This is a genomic window from Nocardia tengchongensis, assembly GCF_054781395.1.
This window is the reverse complement of sequence record NZ_BAAGUM010000012.1, coordinates 109,996-126,005: the sequence shown is the minus strand read 5'-3', so window position 1 is coordinate 126,005 and position 16,010 is coordinate 109,996. Positions and strand designations below refer to the sequence as shown.

Genomic DNA, 16,010 nt, shown 5'->3' with positions numbered 1-16,010 from the left:
GCGCCGAGGGTGAACCGGCAGCCCACCCGCGCGGGGCGCACCGGACTTCAGCGGGACCGATCAGTGATCGTGGTCGTCGTCCCCGTGCGGGTGGCCGTGGGCCAGCTCGTCCTCGGTGGCGTCGCGGACGTCGACTACCTTGACCGCGAAGTTCAGGCGCTGACCGGCCAGCGGGTGGTTGGCGTCGATGATGACCTCGTCGCCGTCGACCTGCTGGACGACCACGATCTGGGATTCGCCGTCCGGGGCCTCGGCGTGGAACTCCATGCCCGGCTCGAGCTCGTCGACGCCTTCGAACATGTCCCGCGGCACACTGCTGACCAGCTCGGCCAGGTAGTCGCCGTAGCCGTCCTCGGGCTCGACCACGACGGTCAGCTCGTCGCCGGTGCTCTTGCCCTCCAGCGCCTGCTCCAGGCCCGGGACGATGTTGTCCGCGCCGTGCAGGTAGACGAGCGGCTCGTCGCCGACGGAGGTGTCCAGCACCTCGCCGTCGTCGGCCGTCAAGGTGTATTCGATGGAGACGACCTTGTCAGCGGCGATCGACATGGGTGACCCTTTCGCAGAGGAATGCGGACCGCGCAAATGTAACCCGGGGCGTCCGGTTCGCTACGGTCGGCGTCGACACCGCAGCCATGAAACTACGCGCGACATGCGAGGAAGACGGTCGATGAGAGTCTTTGCAGCCCTGGACCCACGTCTACCCCTGTCCCAGGTCCCCGCGGTGGCCCGCCGGATGGAGGCCCTGGGGTTCGACGGGATCCACATTCCCGAGACCATCCACGACTCCTTCGCGGTGGCGCTGCTGGCCGCCGAACACACCACCCGGATCACCCTGCGCACCGCCATCACGCTGGCCTTCGTGCGCTCGCCCACCGTGGTGGCCTACGGGGCGTGGGACCTGGCCGCCTTCTCCGGCGGACGCTTCGAACTAGGTCTGGGCACGCAGATCAAACAGAACATCGAAGGCCGCTACGGGATGCCGTGGACCGAACCGGTGTCGCGGATGGGCGAATACGTCGAGGCGGTGCGGGAGCTGTTCGCGGCCTTCGCCTCCGGTGGGCCGGTCCGCTACGAGGGCGAGCACTATCGGCTCACACGCATGCAGCCGTACTTCAATCCCGGGCCCACGGCCACCGCGCCGCCGGTGCTGCTGGGCGCGGTCAACCCCGGAATGTGCACGCTGGCAGGGCGTCTCGCGGACGGCGTGATCACGCACTCCACCAATTCCGATCCGGGTTATCTGCGTGAGGTGGTCCGGCCCGCGCTGGAGAAAGGTGCGGCCGCGGCCGGGCGGACCACGCCGGGGATCATCGCCTCGGCTCCGGTCGCGCTGGGTGCGACGGCCGAGGGGGTGGCTCGCGAGCGCGAGCGGATGCGCCGGTTGCTCGCCTTCCTCTACGCCACCCCGTCCTACAAGTCGACGCTGGTCCGGCTCGGTCTGCCCGAATTGTTCGACCGGCTGCGGGATCTGGTGCAGGCGAACCAGTGGGACCGGCTGTCCGCGGTGATGACCGACGACGTTCTCGACGCCCTGCTCATCTGCGCCGACTACGCCGCGCTGCCGGATCTGCTGCGGGAGCGTTACGCCGGTCTGGCCGAGGGCGTCGTGCTGTCCGCGCCCGCCGACGACGGTGCGGACGACCGCCTGCGCCTCGCGATCGAGGATCTGCGGTCGAACTGACCGGGTGCGAAAACCTTACGCGTGGGCCGCGATTCGCCGGTCGATGACCGAGAGCGCGAACTCGGCCCAGCGAATGTTCTCCTGCTCGAGCGAGATTCCGCGCAGCAGGGTCAGATACGGCCCGACCCGGTCGACTTCGGCCAGGTACGCCTGCTCGCTGCGACCGTCGAGCATGCGGGTGCGCAGGCGTTCGTAGCGGGCCAGCCGGGCGCGCGACCAGTCGAGTTTCGCGGCGACGGCGGTCCGCACACCGGGTGCGTCCTCGGGTTCCATGGCCTGGACCTTCACCATCATCTCGTCGCGGATGGCGGTGGGTTTGGCGGGCTCGCCGATGAATTGGCGTAGCGCCGCCCGCCCGGCGGGGGTGATGGAGTGCAGGCGTTTGGTGGGGCGGCGCTCCTGCTCGACGACGCGGGTCTCGATGAGGCCGTCGGCGGCCATGCGCTCGAGTTCCTTGTAGAGCTGCTGCGGGGTGGCGACCCAGAAGTTCGCCACGGGGGCGTCGAAACCTTTGGCCAGGTCGTAGCCGGACGCCTCACCTTCCAGCAGCGCGGCCAGGACCGCGTTTCGTAGCGCCATGCGGCCAGCCTATCCGGTCAACTAATTGACTGTGTGCGGCCGATGACGGGCCTGTGGGCGGGGCCGTGCGCCCCACCCACAGGTCCGCGGCGCCCTACTTGGCCGAGAGGCTGCTCAGCAGGCCGGCGAGGGGGTTGCTCGCCGACGAGCCGGTGCCGGGGACGGGGACCGGGGTGCAGTCCACGACGTCCACCGTGATGGTCTTGGTGGAGATCACTTCCTGGGTCGCCTTGAGGGTGTGCGAGCCAGTGGTGGTGGGGGTCCAGGTGAAGACGGCCTGGCTGTTGGAGACCTTGGAGTTGCCGACCGAGGTGTCGTTGTCGCTCAGGGAGACATCGAACAGGAACGAGGTCGCGGTGACGGCGACGGTGACGGTGGTGGCCTTGTTGAGGCAGACCTTGGCGTCGCTGACGGTGATGCCGTTGACCAGGGCGCTCGCATTGGGGGCGGTCAGCGCGGCGACGGCGGCCGCGGCGCCGATCGCGGTCGCGCCGATGCCTGCCCGGCGGGAATTCTTCATGTTTGTGTGTGCTCCTCACATGTCGCTCACTTCTCCGTGAGCGATGAGAAACGATAGTGCTTCACTGCTGGTGGCGGGGTGCTTTCCCCACATCTCGATCACCGCCGCGAACCTGTCACACCGAAATATGCGCGCGAAGCATATTCCTCATGCGCGACGGTGCGTAGCGACCCGTCAATCACGCCCCTACTTTGAAATCCATCTCGTTCAACCCGCTCGAGCTCGTCAGGCCCCGGCAGGAGTTCGCAGATGGACACCATGGCTCCCCGTCAGACCGATTCCGACCGTCGCGCAGCCGAATTGCTGGCCCACACCCAGCACACCTGTGATCCGGTGCTGCGCGAGGCGGTCGGCTGGCTCCCCGAGCCGCTGCACGCCATGATCGGCTACCACTTCGGCTGGTGGGACCGCGACGGGCGGCCGGGCGCCTTCCGAGCCGGAAAGTCCTTGCGCGCGGCCCTGACTCTCTGTTCCGCACAGGCCTGCGGCGCGCAGGACGCCGCCGCCGCGCTGCCCGGGGCCGCCGCGGTGGAGCTGATCCACAACTTCACCCTCATCCACGACGACATCATGGATGGCGACGACACCCGCCGCGGCCGCACCGCCCTGTGGCGCATCTGGGGCGCCACCGACGCCCTGCTGGCCGGAGACGCCTTGCACGCCCTGGCCGTTCGCCTGCTGGCCCGCGCCCCCTCCCCCGATCCGACGGCCATGGTGGCCGAACTGTCCGACACCGTCATCGAGCTCTGCCGCGGACAGCAGCACGACTGCGCCTTCGAGCACCGCACCGACGTCACCGTCGGCGAATACCTCGGCATGGTGGCCGGGAAGACGGGTGCGCTGCTGGGCAGCGCGTGCGCGATCGGGGCCATGAGCGCCGGCGCGGACGCGCGGACGGTGGCCGGATTCCACGCCTTCGGACGCGATCTCGGCGTGGCCTTCCAGCTCGTCGACGATGTGCTCGGCATCTGGGGCGACCCCGAGGTCACCGGGAAACCCGCGGGCAACGACCTGGCCCGCCGCAAGCGCAGCCTGCCGGTCATCGCGGCCATCGAGGCGGGCGGCCCCGACGCGGCCGAACTCACCCGCTGCTACGACTCCGACGAGCCGCTCGATTCGGGCGCGGTCGCACGCCTGACGACGATGGTGGAGAACGGCGGCGGCCGCAGCGCCGCGGTGGCGCAGGCCGAGCACTATCTGGCACAGGCGATCAACGCGATACCGGCGGAACAGGTTTCCGATGATCTGCGCGCGCTGGCCCACGTCGCCACCCATCGGGACCTCTGATGACGGCCGTGTCTCCGCGCCGCGACGTCGGGCACGGCAGCGCCCACGCGAAAGTCATCCTGATCGGTGAACACACCGTGGTGCACGGCAGTCCGGCCATCGCACTGCCGATTCCGGCCCTGACCGTGCACGCGCGAGCCATGCTTGCGCCAGATTCCGCCGCTACCCAGGATTCCCCTGCCGTGCCGGATTTCACTGCCGCCCAGGATTTCACTGCGACGCGGGGTCCCGCTGCGGCCCAGAATCCCCGTACCGCCGAGGGTTCCACTGCTGTGCCGGATTTCCCTGCCGCGCCGCTGCTTCCGGGCGGCGGGGCAGGTGTCATCCGCGTCGGCGGCCCCGGCTTCCGCCCCAGGACCGGTCCGGAGTTCGCTGTCGACGCGGCCCTACGGCACTGGAATGTCACCGACACGCCGATCGCCGTGCACACCGAGAGCCGCATACCCGTCGCTCGTGGTCTGGGTTCGAGCGCGGCCAGCACCGCGGCGGCCGTCCGTGCCACCGCCGCTCTGCTCGGACGGTCCCTCGAGGACGCCGACCTGGCCGCCTTCGTCCAGGTGGGCGAACAGCATTCGCACGGGCGGGCCAGTGGCGTCGACGCGGCGGCCGCGGTCTCCCACGGCCCCATCCGATTCCGGGCCGGGGTCCCCACGCCGATCCCGATCACCGGGCGCGCACTGCTGCTGGTTGCCGACACCGGGGTGAGCGCCGGTACCCGGCGGGCGGTCGGCATCGCCACCGCGCGGCTGACCGGACAGCGGGGGCTGGAGATGCTGCGATCGGCCGAAGGGCTCACCGAGGACGCGGCCACCCAACTGGCGCATGGCGATTGGCCCGGGGTGGGGCGCTCGCTGACCCGGTTCCACGAACTGCTCGTCGATCTCGGCGTCAGCAGCGACGTCCTCGATCGGGCGGTCGGCGCGGCGCTGGACGCGGGTGCGCTCGGGGCGAAGCTGACCGGCGGCGGCCTGGGCGGGTGCCTGCTCGCGCTGGCCGATCACCCCGCTGCCGCGGCTCGCATCAGCGAGCGGCTCTACGACAGCGGCGTGCACCAGGTGTGGACACTTCCGATCGAAGGCGAGCCGAAATGAGCACTGACGCAACGACCCTCGACATCGAGACCGGCGCGACGGCGGTCGCCCACCCGAACATGGCGCTGATCAAGTACTGGGGCAAACGTGATCGTGACCTGATCCTGCCGGTCACGGGCAGCCTGTCGATGACCCTCGATATCTTCCCCACCACCACTCACGTCCGGGTCGGCGAGCAGGAGGCCGACACCATCGCCCTGGACGGGCGGCCCGCCGACGAGGTCACCACCCGGCGTGTGACCGGGTTCCTGCGGCTGGTGCGCGACATCACCGGCCGGCACGAGGCCGCGGCCGTCGACTCGGTGAACTCGGTGCCCACCGGCGCCGGATTGGCCTCCTCCGCCAGCGGATTCGCCGCCCTGGCCGCGGCCGCGTGCGCCGCCTACGACCACAGCCTCACACCGCGGGAGCTGTCGCGGCTCGCGCGGCGCGGCTCGGGTTCGGCGTGCCGGTCGGTGTTCGGCGACTTCGTCGTCTGGCATCCGGGCGGTTCCCGGCCGCCGCGCGACGATCTCGGGTCGTATGCGGAGCCGGTGCCCGCCGGCGATTTCGATCCGGCCATGGTGATCGCCATCGTCGACCGCGGCGGAAAGGCGGTGTCGAGCCGGAAAGCCATGCAGCACACCGTGGAGACCTCGCCGTTCTACCTGCCGTGGGCGGCCGGCATCGCCGCCGATCTGGAGCGGATGCGCGCGGCCATCGGGCGCGGCGATCTGCAGGAGGTCGGCCGGATCGCCGAACACAATGCGCTGAGCATGCACGCGACCATGCTCGCGGCCCGCCCGGCGGTGCGATACCTGCAGGCGGGCACCCTGCGGGTGCTGGATGCCGTCGCCGCCCTGCGTACCGGCGGCATCGACGCGTACGCCACCATCGACGCCGGTCCCAATGTGGCCGTCCTGTGCGACCCGCGCGACGAGATCCGGGTCGCCCGAGCGGTGTCGGAGCTGCCGGATGTCTCGGCCACCCACATCGCGCACCGCGGTCCCGGGACCACGGTGACGCCGGGCGCCGCCGCATGATCGAATGCCGAGCGCCCGGCAAGCTGTACCTCGCCGGTGAATACGCGGTGCTCAGCCCGGGGCGGCCCGCCCTGATCATGGCGGTCGACCGCTTCGCCCGCGTCCGGGTGACCGACGCCGCGACGACCACGGTGCACACGGATCTCTGTGCCGGGCACGAGCATTCGATCGCCCACGACGGCGATCGGGTACGGCTGCGCCATCACGATCGCCCCGCGGATCAGCTCGCCCCGGTCGCCGCGGCCATCGCGATCGTGGAACGCCTGGTCCGAGAACGGAATCTGCCCCTGCGCCCCGGCCGCGTCGAGATCACCACCGACCTGCACGGGTCCGGCGGCCGGAAGCTCGGGCTCGGCTCCAGCGCGGCGGTCACCGTCGCGGTCATCGACGCCCTCGCCCGCCACCACGAGCTGCGACTGCCGCCCGCGCATCGCTATCGGCTGGCCATGCTGGCCTCGATGACAGCCGACCCGCACTGCTCCGGCGGTGATCTCGCGGCCGCCACCTTCGGCGGCATCGTGCGCTATCAGCGGCCGGACCCCCGGGCCCTGCACATGCCGCCCGGCTGGACCGTCGACGACGCCCTGCACCGGCCCTGGTCGGGGCTGTCGATCACACCCGTCGAGATTCCGCCCGGCCTGCGGATAGAGGTCGGCTGGACGGGCAGTCCGGCGCGCAGCTCGGAGCGGGTCGCGGTGCTGTATTCCCGTGGCGGGACCGAGGATCCGCGCTACGGCCGGTTCCTGGCGCGCAGTGATGCCGCCGTCGACCGCATCACCGTTGCCCTGACCGACGGCGACATCGCCGCGGTCGCCGCCGAAATACGCCTCGTGGCAGCGTCTCTCGCGACGCTGGACCGTGAGATGGGGCTCGGGATCATGACTCCGGCCCTGTCGGAGCTGTGCCGGATCGCCGAGGCCGCCGGGGCCGCGGCCAAACCGTCGGGCGCGGGCGGCGGTGATTGCGGCATCGCGGTGCTCGACGCGGCCGACCTCGACGCCGCCCGCGTCATCACCACCGGTTGGCGGCGCGCGGGCATCGATCCGCTGTCCCTAGCTCTGGTCCCGTCCACCGCGCTCGCCGCGTCGACCGCCGTGTGCGCCACACAGAAAGGCACTCCCGCATGACAATTCCCGCGCTCGACCGCCTCGATTCCGCCGCGGTGCCCACCCGGTGGATCGGCCCGCTGCGGATCACCGGCAATGCGGTGGCCGGTGAGATCCATGCGCCGCTGGCGACCTATGAATCGCCCCTGTGGCCCTCGGTGCAGCGCGGCGCGCGAGTGTCCATGCTGTCCGGCGACGGCATCGTCACCACCGTCACCGGGGAATGCATGACCCGGTCGATCCTGCTGGACGCGCCCGACGGTCCGGCCGCGGCGGCCGCGGCGGATCAGATCATCGCCGAGCTACCGCGGCTGCGCGCCGTCGCGGCCTCGTGCAGCCGTTTCTGCGAGCTCACCGACATCACCCCGCAGATCGTGGGGCACCTTCTCTACCTTCGTCTTTCCTTCCGCACCGGCGACGCGTCCGGCCACAATATGACGACGCTGGCCGCCGATCGCCTGCTCGATCACCTGCTGGCGAAGATGCCCGACCTGCGCTACGGCTCGATCTCGGCGAACCTGTGCACCGACAAGAAGCCCAGCGCGGTCAACGGGCTGCTCGGGCGCGGCAAGTACGTCATCACCGAGCTGCTCATCCCCCGCGATATCGTGCGCACGCGGCTGCACACCACCGCCGCCGCGGTCACCGAGCTCAATATCCGCAAGAACCTGATCGGCACCACGCTGGCGGGCGGAATCCGTTCGGCCAACGCCCATTACGCCAATATGCTGCTCGGCTTCTATCTCGCGACCGGTCAGGATGCCGCCAACATCATCGAGGGCTCGCAGGGCATCACCCACACCGAGGACCGCGACGGCGACCTGTACTTCTCCTGCACGCTGCCCAACGTGATCGTCGGCAGCGTCGGCAACGGCAAGGACCTGCCCTTCGTCGAGGACACCCTAGCCGCGCTGGGTTGCCGCGAGGAACGCGAGCCCGGCGCGAACGCCCGCCGTCTGGCCGCCATCGCGGGCGCGGTCGTGCTGTGCGGCGAATTGTCGCTGATGGCAGCGCAAACCAATCCGGGCGAGCTGATGGCGGCGCACCTGCGCATGGAGCGAAAGTCCACCACCAACGGATCGGAGCAGTGATGACCCCGGCGATCGGCATTCACGACCTGGCGGTGGCCACCTCCCGCCACATGCTCACGCACGCCGTGCTGGCCGACCGGCTGGGCACCGACCCGGCCAAGTATCAGCGTGGACTCGGGCAGGACGCCATGAGCATTCCCGGCGACGACGAGGACGTGGTCACCATGGCCGCCGCGGCGGCCGCGCCCATCGTGGAACGGCACGGCGCGAGCCGGATCCGGAACGTCTTCTTCGCCACCGAGACCGGCGTCGACGAATCCAAGTGCGCCGGACTGTATCTGCACAGTCTGATCGGCCTGCCGTCGCAGGCGCGGGTGGTCGAGTTCAAGCAGGCCTGTTACGGCGGCACCGCCGCACTGCAATTGGCGTGCGCCGCCGTCGCCCGCGACCCGAGCCGGCAGGCCCTGGTGATCGCCGCCGATATCGCCCGCTACGACCTCGACAGCGCCGCCGAACCGACGCAGGGCGCGGGCGCGGTGGCCATGCTGGTGTCGGCGGATCCCGCTGTCGCCGTGATCGATCCGGTGTCGGGGCTGTTCTCCTCCGACATCATGGACTTCTGGCGGCCCACCTATCGCAGCACCGCCGTCGTCGACGGCCGCTACTCGGTGTCGGCCTATCTCGATGCCATCGAGCACGCCTTCGACGATTTCCGCCGGCTCGGCGGCGTGGACCTGCGCGAGTTCGAAAGGTTCTGCTACCACCAGCCGTTCACCAAGATGGCGTTCAAGGCGCACCGCCACCTGCTCGAACATGCCGGGCTGCCGGTGACCGACGAGGCCGTCGACGCGGCGCTCGCCGACACCACCGACTACAACCGGGCCATCGGCAACAGCTACACGGCGTCGGTGTACATGGCGCTGGCCTCGGTCCTGGACAGTGCGAGCGATCTGACCGGCCGCCGGATCGCGCTGGCCAGCTATGGATCCGGGTGCGTGGCCGAATTCCTGTCGCTGACCGCTGTCGACGGCTACCGGGAGCAGCTGCGCTCCGAGGCCAACCGGGCCACGATTGGCAATCGAAACCCGTTGAGTTACAGCGAGTATCGGGCCTTGCACACCGATCGCACGACCGCGCACGACGGCAGCCGGGCCAGTACCGGCGACAGCGGCGGGACGTATCGGCTGTCGGGGTTCGAGGAGCACAAGCGGATCTATCACGCCCGGCAGCCCGCCTTCTCGGCCAAGGCCGGCCACTGATGCGGGGCACGGAGCCGCGTGAACAGGTCGTGCTCCTCGACGAGGACGGCCACCGGATCGGCACTGCCGACAAGGCGACCGTGCACACCCGCGACACTCCCCTGCATCTGGCCTTCTCCTGCTATGTCTTCGACAGCGACAACCGGCTTCTGCTGTCCCGCCGGGCGCTCAGCAAGCCCACCTGGCCGGGGATCTGGACCAACAGCTGCTGTGGTCATCCGGGACCGGACGAGGACCTCACCGACGCGGTCGCCCGGCGACTGGATCGGGAGCTGGGGCTGACGGCGACGGCCATCGATCTCATCCTGCCGACCTTCCGCTATCGCGCCGTCATGCCCGACGGGACAGTCGAATTCGAGATGTGCCCGGTGTACCGGGTCCGGGCCGACCCGCCCGCGCACCCATCCCCCGACGAGGTCGACGAACTTCGCTGGCTCGACTGGGCGTTCTTCCTCGAGTGTTCGCTCGCGCCGAATTCGGGCCTGTCCCCGTGGTGCCTGCAACAGCTCGACCAGCTCCGCGCTCTCGACCACGACGTCAGCCGTTGGCCCGTCGCCGATGCCGCGGAGCTGCCGCCCGCCGCCCGCGCACCGCACCTCTCGGCACCGTAAGGAGGACATCGACCATGGCAGCGATCCACTTCGCGAACTACCGGATTCCGTTCCCGCCCGGGCCGTTCCACACCGGCTTCGAGGAATCCGGTGGCGCCGCGGTGCGCTGGATGCGCGATCACGGCCTCGGCTCCGATCGTGTCGAGGCGCATCTGGCGACGACCCGGCCACAGTTGCTGGCCGCCTTCGCTTTTCCCGACATCGCGCAGAGCGAACTGGATCTGATCACGCAGTGGCTGGCGTGGGCGTTCCTGCTCGACGACGAGCTCGACGACCAGGATGCCGCGCCCGGCCACTGCGGGCGCACCATCGAAGGCCTCATCGGCACGCTGCACGGCTCCCCCGCACGGACGCCGATGGAGCGCGCGGTGGCGGACTTGGCGGGTCGCACCTTCCAGGCCGCCTCACCCGGCCAGCAGCGCCAGCTGCTCGGGGACACCGAGGCGTGGCTGTGGACCTACTTCACCGAGGCGGTCGATCGCGTGGCCGGGCGGATGCTGCCGTGGACCGAATTCCGGGTGCATCGACGGGATTCCGTCGCCATGTTCGCGCTGCTGGATCTGCACGATCTGGTCAACCACATCGAGTTGTCGGACACCGCCCGCAATCTGCGCTCGTATCAGGCGCTGCGGGCCGCGGTCGCCGAGCATTCCGGGGTCGTCAACGACATCTGCTCGTATGAGAAGGAGCAGGCCAGCGGCTACACCCACAACACGGTGTGCGTGCTGCAAGCCGAACGGGAGTTGAGCGTGGACGCCGCGAAGGCGTCCGCCGAGGCGCTGCTCGCGGAGATCGCGGCGTCGGTGTTGCACGCCAGCGCCGACATCGCCGAGGACATCGGCATCGGCGAGCTGTCCGAGACCGACCGGGAAGCACTCGGGACCTGTGTCGACGGCTACCGGACCATTGCTCGCGCGGACTTCGACTTCCACACCAGAGTTCCTCGCTACCAGGCGATCTCGTAGGAGAGGAGATGGGGTTGCCCGAGCAGTCACAGATCGACGCGGGGTACGCCTTCACCAAGGTGCTCGCCTGGATGGAGACGGCCTCGCTGGGTATCCGCGCGCATTTCCGGCCGCCCGTCTCGGTGGACGCGCTCACGCATTATCGGGAGGTCTTCGGGCAACCGTTGCCGGATTCGCTGGTCGCCGCGCTCTCCGTGGCGGACGGCAATGACGATGAAGGCGACTTCTTCCTGCACAATCTGCTGGGCGTCGAGGGGATCATCGCGATTCAGACGGTGCAGGAGCAGACGGCGGAATCCTTCCGGCGCGCGGGCCTCGACTGCGACCGCTGGGTGCGCTGCCCGGAACCCGGTGTGGTGTCACGGAAGTTCTGGAAGCCCGGCTGGGTGCCGTTCACCGCCGACGACGGCGACAGCGGTTTCGCGGTGGACATGAGTCCCGGGCCGTTCGGGACCTCGGGCCAGGTGATCACCTACGGACCCGACCCCGCCGTGCGCATGGTGATCGCGCCCTCGCTGACCGATTTCTTCGAATTGATCAGCGCGCGCCTCGAACTCGGGTCGGTGCTGGTGGATCCGTGCACCGGCGCGGTGTCGCTGTGCACGCCCGCGGGCAGTTCCAACCTCGTCGAATCGCTGATGAGGTGAGCCGCGCGGGCGTGCGACAGGGGTGAGAACTAGGCGCCCAGAATGCCCTTGGCGATGTGGGTGACCTGGATTTCGTTGCTGCCCGCGTAGATCATCAGCGACTTGGCGTCGCGGGCGAGCTGCTCGACCTTGTACTCGGCCATATAGCCGTTGCCGCCGAAGAGCTGCACGGCCTCCATGGCGACCTCGGTGGCCGCGCGCGAGGAGTACAGCTTCATCGCCGACGCCTCGGCCAGGGACACCTTCTCGCCGGCCGCGGTGCGCTCGATGGCGTTGAACACCATGTTCTGCACGTTGATTCGGGCGATCTCCATCTCGGCCAGCTTGAGCTGGATGAGCTGGAACTGGGCGATCTCCTTGCCCCACAGCTTGCGCGACTTCGCGTAATCGACGCTGAGCCGGTGGCATTCGTTGATGATGCCCAGCGCCAGCGACGCGATGCCGATGCGCTCGGCGGCGAAGGACTCCTTGGCGCTGTCCTTGCCGTCGCCCTTGGCCGGGGTCTCGGTCTCGCCGAGCAGCCGGTCCGGGGTGATGCGGACGTTGTTGAAGAACATCTCGCCGGTGGGCGAGGAGTTCATGCCCATCTTCTTGAACGGCTTGGACTGGGTGAAGCCCTCCATGCCCTTGTCGAGCACGAAGGTCAGCACCTTGCGGTCACGCTTGTCGACGCCGTCGCCCTCGTCGAGCTTGGCGTAAACGACGGTGACATCGGCGTAGGGGCCGTTGGTGATGAAGGTCTTCTGGCCGTTGAGGATGTAGTCCTCGCCGTCGCGGCGCACGTAGGACTTCATGCCGCCGAACGCGTCGGAGCCCGAGTCAGGTTCGGTGATGGCCCACGCGCCGACCTTCTCGAAGGTCACCAGCTCCGGCAGCCACCGCTTCTTCTGCGCGAGGGTGCCGCGGCTGCGGATGGTGCCGACGGTCAGTCCGAGGCTCACGCCCATCGAAGCGACCAGGCCCAGGCTGATGCCGGCCAGCTCGCTGTTGAGGATCACGCCCATGCTGCCCGACCCGCTGAACCCGCCGCCCGCCTTACCGGTGGTCCCGGCCTCCTCGCGCGCGAACGCCTTCTCCAGCCCCTCCTTCGCCAGCTCGTCCAGCCCGAAGGTGGCGTACAGCTTGCGAATGATGTCGAAGGGCGGCAGCGCACCGCTTTCCAGCTGCTCGACGTTGGGCTTGATCTCCTTGTCGATGAAGCCGCGCAGCGCGTCGCGGAACATCAGGTCTTCGTCGGACCACTGGTACATGTAGGGGACTCCCGAGGGCTCGCGGAACGGTTATGCCAAATATAGAACACGTTCTAATTGGCCGGTCCGCCCGATCACCGATACGCCCCGCCTCTCCTGAGCAAAGCGAAGGATCCCGTCGGTACGCTCGTGAGAATGGGCGGGGAATTCCTATTGCTGATCGCCACCATCGGCCCGTTGGCCCTCTTGGGGTGGGCCGCCGTCCGGGCCAAACACCGCGGGCTCGGGGGCTCGTTCGTCGGGCCGTTCCAGGAGATGTTCGATCCCGGTGCGGCGCGAGCACAGATCGTCATCGAGCAGATCGCGGAACTGCCGGACCCTTCCGACTCCGGCGAACCGGACGACGACGATCTACCGAACACAGTGGTGCACAAGGGCGTTCGACTCCACATCGACCCGGACAAGGCCCGGCGCCGCCGCGGTGACGGGACCGCCAGGCGAGCCGCCGCCGAGTGGCTCAGCCCACTCGGCGACGACTTCCTGCACGGTGTCCACCAGGTGCCGGAGGAGCCGAGCGACTAGCCCCTGGTCACCTTCGGCGGGGTCCAGCTGCCGTCGGAGATGGCCTGTTCGGGCCAGTAGGTGCGCAGGATCATCTCGAAATCACCGGGCGGCGTGGGGAGCCAGTTGGCCTCCCGGTCCGCTCCCGGCGAGGTCTGCTGGAGGTAGAGGGTGATGCCGCCGTCCGGATTGCGGACGAGGCTCGGCAGCATCGGCGAATTGATCAGGTAGCGGTTGATCGGATTCTCCACCAGCAGGATCTCCGGCAGCTTGTACATGGTCACCGACCAGAACGCCTTCACCGGCGGGAGTTGCCCGGCGGGGAAGGTGAGTGTGTAGTTGCTGCCGCCGTTGAGTTTCGCGCCTGTGGTGTCGTTGGTGAGCGGGAAGTACATGGCCTCCGCGCCGGGAAGACCCAGGATGCCCATGACGGCTCCGGCGAAGCGGTAGAGATAGTTCCCTTTCAGTTGTTCGGCGGACCCGAACAGCTGACCGGAATTCACCTTGCCGGTCTCCAGTTGCTCCTTCTGGAAAGTCTGAAGCTCCGCCCAGGCGTCGGACATGCCGTCCTGGAAGGCCTTACGGTTGTCGGAACTCAGTTTCGCGGGATCGAAATCGCCGTCGGGCCCGATCCCGATCTTCGCGAACCGCTCGCGCAGGTCCTTCTCACTCGGCATGGTGGGCGCATACTTCATCGTGAAGTTGAGGACCTTGAAGAAGTCGAGCGAGGTCTTCTCCGCGTCCGGGGACAGCGGCGTCATGAAATCGACCGCGGGCGCGGGCGCTGGGGCCGCCTTGTTCTCGAACGCTGACAGCGGCTTCACCTGGTATTCGGACTGGATCTTCTTGACGTTGTCCAGATCCGCGGGGTCGAACAACTGGGTGCGGAACAGCACCATCGAGAAGTCGGTCAGGGAATTGATGACCTTGTCCACGCCGGCGGGCTTGTCACCCTTCCAACTCGGTCCGGCCAGCAGATAGGTGCCACCGCTGTTGCCGGTGGTCCGGCTCCCGACCAGGTCGTCGACATAGGTGTAGGTGTCGATGAACTCGGCGGAGTAGTACCGCTTCTCCTCGATCGGCGGCACCGTGATCACCAGCGGCTCGGTCCGCAGGTCCGCGTCCAGGAACGAGTACGGCGTATCCGAGTTCGGGGTCTGGACGGTGGTGTCCGCCGGCGTGAAAACCCGGGCGATGCTGTGCAGTTCGTTCCAGCCGCCCAGGTACTGGGGGCTGTTCTTGTCCACCACATACGAATTCTGGATGCGGTACATGTCCACCATCGGAAAGCCGTACACGTATGCTTCCTTGGCAATCTTGCGGACCTCGTCCGGACCCGGTGCGCTGTCGCCGGTTTTGGTCCCGCACCCCGCGGCCACCGCTGTGACGGCCGCGGCGAGGCAAACGACTGAGACCTTCCAGAACCTCATTTGCTCTCCCACTTGTCATGGCTTCCGATTCGCCTGACGAAATTCCGACATTTCAGAAGGTATCGGCCGGGAGGACAGCCAAGTCGAATATCCCATGTGGGCGTGGCGTCTCACCTCCACCATGTGCCACTCGGCATTCGGCAGTTGCGGACGTTCCGCCGGCCTCGGATCGGTGCGCTGGTTGGTCTTTCGTTGCACGGCGCGGGAACCTTTCGCCGGGAGGTCTGCGGCCAGGCGTTTGCGGATCTTGTCGGCCGGGTGCGGCAGTATCGTCCTCGCTCCGAGTCGATGGGTTCTCGGACGTTGATAGAAGGGCGGGGATATGACAGTCCACCGGTTCACCGAGTACGCATACCGCGCGGCTCTCGTCGGTGCGATTCAGTTGGGTCTTACCGCTGGGCCTGCTGTCGTCACCGGGCACGCTGACGTCGATCAGCTCACCACCTGGTGCGACCTTTACCTCGGGCAGAGCAAAGATGAAGTCATGGCCGCCATGGGAACTCCGAACGGTCATCGGGCCGAATCGCTCATCGCCACGGTGAAGTGGATGCACGACGGGGCGACGACCGCCGAATGGGATCCCGACGGGGCGATCCTCTTCGCGGCCTTCGACAAGGACAACACCACGATCAAGTTGCTGTCCTACGACGCGGCGACCGGGGCAGAGGGATCCGTGCCGCCGGCCGGACTCGGCTGCGATCCGTGGCGCGCATCCTGACAACACCGAACGACCGCGCCTGAGGGTCACGCGGGGGGCGTGATGGGGGTGGGCAGCGAGCGCCGTTGTACTGGGTTGACCCTCGAATCGGGTTGCGGGTGAGTGGCTTCGACGTTCTGGCAGGTTGGCTCACGCGGCAGGGCATGGCGTTGTAGTTGCAGGCCCACTCGAAACGGGAGCGCAGGTCCGCCAGCGCTTGTCATGGAGTGCAGCGAAGAAGAAATCGCGGCGGCTCAGGAGGAAGTAGCCAAGGATATGGGCCGGTGACCGGCGAGCCGACCGGTCGTCGGCATGAGGGTACGTTCGGCCGGT

The 16,010-nt window shown here is 68.5% G+C and carries 17 protein-coding genes; 12 read left to right on the top strand and 5 right to left on the bottom strand.

What is annotated here, in order from left to right:
• Positions 1-60: 60 nt before the first annotated feature.
• Positions 61-546 carry an FKBP-type peptidyl-prolyl cis-trans isomerase gene (locus ACYVKL_RS25225; protein ID WP_379174128.1) on the bottom strand — a complete coding sequence of 162 codons (486 nt, stop codon included), beginning with the start codon at positions 544-546 and terminating at the stop codon, positions 61-63.
• A 121-nt stretch (positions 547-667) separates the two neighbouring features.
• Between ACYVKL_RS25225 and ACYVKL_RS25220 the strand changes: the two genes are divergently transcribed.
• Entirely contained in the window at positions 668-1,681 is a 1,014-nt protein-coding gene (locus ACYVKL_RS25220) for a TIGR03617 family F420-dependent LLM class oxidoreductase (RefSeq protein ID WP_379174129.1), read from the top strand.
• A 15-nt stretch (positions 1,682-1,696) separates the two neighbouring features.
• Here ACYVKL_RS25220 and ACYVKL_RS25215 read toward each other — a convergent pair whose 3' ends face one another.
• Positions 1,697-2,260 (bottom strand): PadR family transcriptional regulator, encoded by a 564-nt coding sequence (locus tag ACYVKL_RS25215; RefSeq protein ID WP_379174130.1) that lies wholly within the window; start codon positions 2,258-2,260, stop codon positions 1,697-1,699.
• Between the two features lie 94 nt (positions 2,261-2,354).
• Positions 2,355-2,780 (bottom strand): hypothetical protein, encoded by a 426-nt coding sequence (locus tag ACYVKL_RS25210; RefSeq protein ID WP_379174131.1) that lies wholly within the window; start codon positions 2,778-2,780, stop codon positions 2,355-2,357.
• A 249-nt stretch (positions 2,781-3,029) separates the two neighbouring features.
• On the opposite strand from ACYVKL_RS25210, the gene ACYVKL_RS25205 reads away from it, so the two are divergent.
• Genes ACYVKL_RS25205 through ACYVKL_RS25165 form a run of 9 tightly spaced genes read left to right on the top strand, consistent with a single transcriptional unit; the run spans position 3,030 to position 11,799 of the window.
• Positions 3,030-4,067, top strand: a complete 1,038-nt coding sequence (locus ACYVKL_RS25205; RefSeq protein WP_379174132.1) for a polyprenyl synthetase family protein — start codon at positions 3,030-3,032, stop codon at positions 4,065-4,067.
• On the top strand, positions 4,067-5,158 hold the full coding sequence (gene mvk / locus ACYVKL_RS25200) for a mevalonate kinase (RefSeq protein WP_379174134.1): 1,092 nt from the start codon (positions 4,067-4,069) through the stop codon (positions 5,156-5,158). The genes ACYVKL_RS25205 and mvk overlap by 1 nt, the downstream gene beginning before the upstream one ends.
• A complete protein-coding gene (mvaD, locus tag ACYVKL_RS25195; protein ID WP_379174135.1) occupies positions 5,155-6,180 on the top strand; it encodes a diphosphomevalonate decarboxylase in 1,026 nt (341 codons plus the stop codon). The genes mvk and mvaD overlap by 4 nt, the downstream gene beginning before the upstream one ends.
• A complete protein-coding gene (locus ACYVKL_RS25190) occupies positions 6,177-7,307 on the top strand; it encodes a phosphomevalonate kinase (RefSeq protein WP_379174136.1) in 1,131 nt (376 codons plus the stop codon). The genes mvaD and ACYVKL_RS25190 overlap by 4 nt, the downstream gene beginning before the upstream one ends.
• Positions 7,304-8,377: a hydroxymethylglutaryl-CoA reductase gene (locus ACYVKL_RS25185; RefSeq protein ID WP_379174137.1), complete on the top strand. Its 1,074-nt coding sequence runs from the start codon at positions 7,304-7,306 to the stop codon at positions 8,375-8,377. The genes ACYVKL_RS25190 and ACYVKL_RS25185 overlap by 4 nt, the downstream gene beginning before the upstream one ends.
• Positions 8,377-9,576 carry a hydroxymethylglutaryl-CoA synthase gene (locus tag ACYVKL_RS25180; RefSeq protein ID WP_379174138.1) on the top strand — a complete coding sequence of 400 codons (1,200 nt, stop codon included), beginning with the start codon at positions 8,377-8,379 and terminating at the stop codon, positions 9,574-9,576. Before ACYVKL_RS25185 ends, ACYVKL_RS25180 begins: the two co-directional genes overlap by 1 nt.
• Entirely contained in the window at positions 9,576-10,187 is a 612-nt protein-coding gene (gene idi / locus ACYVKL_RS25175) for an isopentenyl-diphosphate Delta-isomerase (RefSeq protein WP_379174139.1), read from the top strand. Before ACYVKL_RS25180 ends, idi begins: the two co-directional genes overlap by 1 nt.
• A gap of 14 nt (positions 10,188-10,201) precedes the next feature.
• A complete protein-coding gene (locus ACYVKL_RS25170; protein WP_379174140.1) occupies positions 10,202-11,152 on the top strand; it encodes a terpene synthase family protein in 951 nt (316 codons plus the stop codon).
• 8 nt (positions 11,153-11,160) lie between these two features.
• The gene (locus ACYVKL_RS25165) at positions 11,161-11,799 is read left to right on the top strand and encodes an SMI1/KNR4 family protein (RefSeq protein WP_379174141.1); all 639 of its coding nucleotides are present in this window, start codon (positions 11,161-11,163) and stop codon (positions 11,797-11,799) included.
• A 29-nt stretch (positions 11,800-11,828) separates the two neighbouring features.
• Here the strand turns inward: ACYVKL_RS25165 and ACYVKL_RS25160 are convergent, their stop codons facing one another.
• On the bottom strand, positions 11,829-13,049 hold the full coding sequence (locus ACYVKL_RS25160; RefSeq protein ID WP_213556757.1) for an acyl-CoA dehydrogenase family protein: 1,221 nt from the start codon (positions 13,047-13,049) through the stop codon (positions 11,829-11,831).
• Between the two features lie 135 nt (positions 13,050-13,184).
• Here ACYVKL_RS25160 and ACYVKL_RS25155 point away from each other — a divergent pair, with 135 nt between their 5' ends.
• Positions 13,185-13,571, top strand: a complete 387-nt coding sequence (locus tag ACYVKL_RS25155) for a hypothetical protein (protein WP_379174142.1) — start codon at positions 13,185-13,187, stop codon at positions 13,569-13,571.
• Here the strand turns inward: ACYVKL_RS25155 and ACYVKL_RS25150 are convergent.
• On the bottom strand, positions 13,568-14,980 hold the full coding sequence (locus tag ACYVKL_RS25150; protein WP_379174143.1) for a DUF1254 domain-containing protein: 1,413 nt from the start codon (positions 14,978-14,980) through the stop codon (positions 13,568-13,570). The genes ACYVKL_RS25155 and ACYVKL_RS25150 overlap by 4 nt on opposite strands.
• A 322-nt stretch (positions 14,981-15,302) precedes the next feature.
• On the opposite strand from ACYVKL_RS25150, the gene ACYVKL_RS25145 reads away from it, so the two are divergent.
• Positions 15,303-15,698 carry a hypothetical protein gene (locus ACYVKL_RS25145; protein ID WP_379174144.1) on the top strand — a complete coding sequence of 132 codons (396 nt, stop codon included), beginning with the start codon at positions 15,303-15,305 and terminating at the stop codon, positions 15,696-15,698.
• Positions 15,699-16,010: the final 312 nt, after the last annotated feature.